The organism is Pseudonocardia sp., from assembly GCF_025965585.1.
Classification (GTDB): Bacteria; Actinomycetota; Actinomycetes; order Mycobacteriales; family Pseudonocardiaceae; genus Pseudonocardia.
In genome coordinates this window covers 1-5,083 of the sequence record NZ_JAOPWR010000123.1, presented here as the reverse complement: position 1 = coordinate 5,083, position 5,083 = coordinate 1, and the positions used below count along the sequence as shown (strand labels likewise).

Annotated in this window: 5 protein-coding genes and 1 pseudogene; 4 read left to right on the top strand and 2 right to left on the bottom strand. The window is 73.1% G+C overall.

Features of this window, described 5'->3' with window-relative positions; translation table 11 throughout:
* The 3 genes from JWR81_RS07870 to JWR81_RS07860 form a co-directional block, all read left to right on the top strand.
* Positions 1-438, top strand: a 438-nt coding sequence (locus JWR81_RS07870; protein ID WP_297648808.1) for a TlpA disulfide reductase family protein, incomplete at its 5' end; no start/stop codon positions are given.
* A 34-nt stretch (positions 439-472) separates the two neighbouring features.
* A complete protein-coding gene (locus JWR81_RS07865; RefSeq protein WP_297648805.1) occupies positions 473-1,168 on the top strand; it encodes a CoA pyrophosphatase in 696 nt (231 codons plus the stop codon).
* A gap of 55 nt (positions 1,169-1,223) precedes the next feature.
* Positions 1,224-2,420, top strand: a complete 1,197-nt coding sequence (locus tag JWR81_RS07860) for a MarP family serine protease (protein WP_297648802.1) — start codon at positions 1,224-1,226, stop codon at positions 2,418-2,420.
* Positions 2,421-2,604: 184 nt separating this feature from the next.
* Here the strand turns inward: JWR81_RS07860 and JWR81_RS07855 are convergent, their stop codons facing one another.
* On the bottom strand, positions 2,605-3,885 hold the full coding sequence (locus JWR81_RS07855; protein ID WP_297648799.1) for an adenylosuccinate synthase: 1,281 nt from the start codon (positions 3,883-3,885) through the stop codon (positions 2,605-2,607).
* A gap of 65 nt (positions 3,886-3,950) precedes the next feature.
* Here JWR81_RS07855 and JWR81_RS07850 point away from each other — a divergent pair, with 65 nt between their 5' ends.
* A complete protein-coding gene (locus tag JWR81_RS07850; protein ID WP_297648796.1) occupies positions 3,951-4,661 on the top strand; it encodes a hypothetical protein in 711 nt (236 codons plus the stop codon).
* A gap of 318 nt (positions 4,662-4,979) precedes the next feature.
* On the opposite strand, the pseudogene JWR81_RS07845 reads toward JWR81_RS07850, so the two are convergent.
* Positions 4,980-5,083: pseudogene (locus tag JWR81_RS07845) on the bottom strand (1-acyl-sn-glycerol-3-phosphate acyltransferase); the annotation flags it as partial.

Sequence of the window (5,083 nt, the reverse complement as noted above, 5' to 3'; positions counted from 1 at the left end):
GAGGGCACCGGCTCCGCGGGAGCGGGCCCGCTCGCCGGCGTCCGCGTCCCGTGCCTCGGCGCGCCCGGCACGGTCGACCTCGGCACCGCGCTGGCCGGGCGGACCGTGCTCGTCAACGTCTGGGCCTCGTGGTGCGGGCCGTGCCGGGAGGAGCTGCCCGTGCTGGCCGAGTACGCCGCGCGGCCGGGCGCCGTGCCCGTGCTGGGCGTCGACTACCGCGACGACCCCCGCCCCGCCCTCCAGCTGCTCACCGACCTCGGCGTCCGGTTCCCGTCGGTCACCGATCCCGACAACGCGCTGCGCACCGCCCTGGACATCCCGCCCGGCCTGCCCATGTCGTACGTGGTGCGGCCCGACGGCAGCGTCTCCCGCGTGGACCCACCTGTGCCCTTCGCCACAGCCGACGCCGTCGCGGCGGCCGTGGAGCGCCTCTCGTGACCGCCGACGTGCTCCCTCCCGCGAAGGCGGCATTGTGACCGAGCCGCTCCACCCCGACCTCGCCCCCAGCTGGCTGCAGCCACTTCTGCGCGGCGTGCGCGACGTCGACGCCACCGCACTCACGCGCCACCGCATCGCCCCGAAGCCCGACGCCCGGCGCGCCGCGGTGCTGATGACGTTCGGCGAGGACCCGTCCCACGGGCCCGACGTGCTGCTCGTCGAACGCGCCGACACGCTGCGCAACCACGCGGGTCAGGCGGCGTTCCCCGGTGGGAGCGCCGACCCCGGCGACTCCGGTCCGGTGGCCACCGCGCTGCGCGAGGCCGAGGAGGAGACGGGCCTCGACCCGTCGGGGGTGGTGCCGCTGGCCCTGCTGCCCGAGCTGTTCATCCCGCCCTCGGGGTTCGCCGTCACGCCCGTGCTGGCCCACTGGGCGCGTCCCACGGCCGTGCACGCCGTCGACCCGGGGGAGACCGCCGGGGTCGTCCGGGTGCCGGTCTCGCTGCTCGCCGACCCCTCGCGACGCGTGATGGTGGGGCATCCGTCCGGCATGCCCGGTCCGGCGTTCGTCGTTGCGGGGCTGCTCGTGTGGGGGTTCACCGGGGGCTTATTGTCCGCGCTGTTGGATCTGGGGGGATGGGCGCGCCCCTGGGACACCTCACGTGTCCTGGGTCTGGAGGACGCGTGGTCCGCGGCGCGAGCCGCTCGGCAGGAGGTCGCAGGATCGTGATCGTCGGGGGGCGCGTGCGCGCCGCCGGGAGCAACGTGGGAAACGTGGTCGGTCTGTGAGCTGGGTCGATCTTGTGGTGATCGTGCTGGCCCTGATCGCCGCCGTCTCGGGGTGGCGCCACGGCATGGCGGTGGCGCTGCTGTCCTTCGTCGGCGTGCTCGGCGGGGCGATTCTGGGGGTCCGGCTGGCGCCGCTGCTGGCGTCCGGCATCGCCAACCCCAGCACCCGCATCATCGTCAGCATCGTCGTCGTGGTGCTGCTCGTGGCTCTCGGCGAGACCACCGGGGTCTTCTTCGGGCGCCGCATCCGTGACCACATCCGGGGCGAGCGCACGCTGAAGATCGACTCCGCGCTGGGCTCGGTCCTGCAGGCCGTCACGGTGGTCATCGCGGCGTGGCTCGTCGCCCTGCCGCTGGCGTCGGCCAGCTTCCCGGTGCTGGCGTCGGGGGTGCGGACGTCGGTGGTCCTCGGGGGCGTCGACTCCGTGATGCCCGCCGAGGCCAAGCAGCTCCCCGACGAGCTGCGGCAGCTGCTCAACGCATCGGGCTTCCCCGACGTCACCAACCCGTTCGCCCCCACCCCCATCACCGAGGCCGGGCCGCCCGACGGCTCGCTCGTGAACGACTCCGCCGTCGCCGACGTGCGTCCCAGCATCGTCAAGATCCGCGGACGCGCCCCGTCGTGCCAGCGGCAGCTGGAGGGCAGCGGGTTCGTCATCGGCCCGCAGCTGGTCATGACCAACGCCCACGTCGTCGCCGGCACGTCGTCCACGGCGGTGGAGGTGCTGAACCGGCGCGGCCGCACCACCGACCTCGACGCCACCGTGGTGCTCTACGACCCCGAGGTCGACGTCGCGGTGCTCCGCGTGCCCGACCTCGAGGCCGACCCACTGGTGTTGAACCCCGCACCGGCCTCCCCGCAGGACGACGCGATCGTGCTGGGCTATCCGCTCGACGGGCCGTTCACCGTCACACCGGCCCGGATCCGCCAGGAGATCAAGCTCAAGGGCCCGGACATCTATGACGCCGGCGAGGTCACCCGCGATGTCTACACGGTGCGGGCAACGGTGCAGTCGGGCAACTCCGGGGGCCCGATGATCGACCCCCAGGGCCGCGTCATCGGCGTGGTCTTCGGCGCGGCGCTGGACGACAAGGAGACGGGCTTCGTGCTCACGGTCGACCAGGTCGAGCCGGCGGTCCAGGCCGCCCCCGGCCTGACCCGCGAGGTCGCCACGGGCAGCTGCGCCTCCTGACCGGGGCCCGCACCGCTGCTCACCGCGTCGGGCGTCGAGGGTGCGCTGGTTCCGCTCAGGCCCCCAGCCAGGGCGCGATGATCACAGCGGCGCGCCACATCCGCCGCCGGCCGTGGCGACGGTGCGCTGAGCCCTGTCCGCCCCCGAGTCGGTGCGCGGTGGTGAGCGCCGCCGGGCCCCCGCGTCAGACGTCGCGGGTGATGGTCTGGTCGCGGCCGGGGCCCACGCCGATGGCGCTGACCGGCGCGCCCGTCAGCTCCTCGACGCGGCGCACGTAGGCCTGGGCGTTGGCGGGGAGCTCCTCGAACGTGCGGAACGGGGAGAGGTCCTCGAACCAGCCGGGCAGCTCCTCGTACACCGGCACGGCGTGGTGCACGTCCGACTGCGTCATCGGCATGTCGTACACCCGCCTGCCGTCCACCTCGTAGCCGACACAGACCGGCACCTTCTCGAGCCCGGACAGGACGTCGAGCTTGGTGAGGAAGAAGTCGGTGATGCCGTTCACACGCACGGCGTAGCGGCCGATCACGGCGTCGAACCAGCCGCAACGGCGCGGACGTCCGGTGGTGACGCCCACCTCACCGCCGGCCTTGCGCAGGTGCTCGCCCATGGCGTCGAGCAGCTCCGTCGGGAACGGGCCCGAGCCGACGCGCGTCGTGTAGGCCTTGAGGATCCCGATCACCCGGGTGATCTTGGTGGGGCCGATGCCGGAGCCCACGGCCGCGCCGCCCGCCGTCGGGTTCGAGCTGGTGACGAACGGGTAGGTGCCGTGGTCGACGTCGAGCAGGGTGCCCTGCGAGCCCTCCAGCAGGATCGTCTCGCCGGCCTCGAGGGCCTGGTTGAGCAGCAGGCGCGTGTCGGCGATGCGTTCGGCGAACCGGCGGCCGTGGGCGAGCACGGTGTCGACGACCTGGTCGACGTCCATGGCGCGGCGGTTGTAGACCTTGACGAGGACCTGGTTCTTCAGGTGTAGGGCCGCCTCCACCTTCTGGTGCAGGATCTTCTCGTCGAGCACGTCGGCCACGCGGACCCCGACGCGGGAGACCTTGTCCTGGTAGGCGGGGCCGATGCCGCGTCCGGTGGTGCCGATCCTGGCCTTGCCGAGGAACCGCTCGGTGACCTTGTCCATCTCCACGTGGTACGGCATGATCAAATGCGCGTCGGCCGAGATCATCAGGCTGCTGGTGTCCACACCGCGGTCCTCGAGGCCCTTCAGCTCCTCGAGCAGCACGCCGGGGTCCACCACCACGCCGTTGCCGATCACGTTCTTGGCGCCGGGGCTGAGGATGCCGGACGGGATGAGGTGCAGGGCGAAGTTCTGGCCGTCGGGAAGCACCACCGTGTGACCGGCGTTGTTGCCGCCCTGATACCTCACCACCCACTGGACCTGATCACCGAGGATGTCGGTGGCCTTGCCCTTGCCCTCGTCGCCCCACTGGGCGCCGATCAGCACGATCGCGGGCATGTGAGACTCCAGTCTGGAACGGACGCGGGAATGGACAACGTGGCGGCGGGAGGGTAGCCGATCAGGTGGGCTCGATCGACTCGGAACTGTTACTGCTGACCTGCGGGGAACACCCCCACGGTAGTCGGCGCCCCATCGCGCTCGAAGGGGCGCCCACCGTCGCGCTGCCCGCACGGCCCGGCAAGGCCGACGTGGATCCCGTCATCGCCGAGCGTCGCCCGAAACGGCTCGTCGTCGCGGGGGGCGACGCCGACCTCGCCGCCGTACTGGTGCGGTTGCTCCGGCTCGACCGGCTCGACGTCGAGGTCGCGTTCCTGCCCGCTCCGGGGTCGGACGGCGCCCGCGCCTGGGGGCTGCCCATGGGTGACGCCGCGGCCGAGCTCGCGGTGGGAGGCACGGCGTCGGCGGTCCCGCTGGTGCGTGACGACTCCGGCGGCGTGCTCGTCGGGCGCGGCGAGGTCCGCGGGATGCGCGGCGAGTGCTACTGCGACGACGTCCTGGTCCTGCGCGGCACGGCGCCGCGTCTGGTCGTCGCCCCCGGCCCCGGCGGCATCGCCGTGCGCGCCGGCCGCCTGGGCCGCCTCCCCGACGGCCGGGTCCGGGGGGTGCCGCTGAAGGCCACGCGCGGCCGGGGTTCGGCGGTGGGCCGCACCGCTCAGCTGGGCGGCGAGCCGATGACGGTGGTGGTCGACGGCGTCGCCCATCCGCGCGAGGTCCGGCGTTGGACCTGGTACCGCCACACCACCGACTGGCTCCTCGTCCGCCCCCACCCCTGACGCGAGTCGACACGACGTGGCGCGCGAGTCGGCAGACAACGGCGGGCCTGCACGCGCACACGACCACCGGAACGCCCGACCCGGACCACACCGTGTCGACTCGCGGACCGGCCTGTGTCGACTCGCGGGGGTTGTCGGGATGGTCGGTAACCTCGATCACGATGCAGCGGCGCCGCACGAGACGCGAGCGTCGCGGCGTGCCCGGCGCGCCGGGCCTCGTCGCTCCCGGGCAACCCAGAGCGGCGCTCGCTGTTCGAGGCGATCCGCTGGCAGTCAGGCGGTGTCGAGTCAGGCCGTGTCGAGTCAGGCCGTGTCGAGTCAGGCGGCCGGACGCTGGTGGTAGATGTCCACGTACTCCTGCTCCGACAGCGACGCGATGGCGTACATGATCTCGTCGGTGACGGCCCGCCGGATGACGTTGG

What these genes read in the sequence shown, in the direction of transcription:
- JWR81_RS07855 (WP_297648799.1), bottom strand. Translation starts at nt 3,885, where the DNA reads ATGCCCGCGATCGTGCTGATCGGCGCCCAGTGGGGCGACGAGGGCAAG.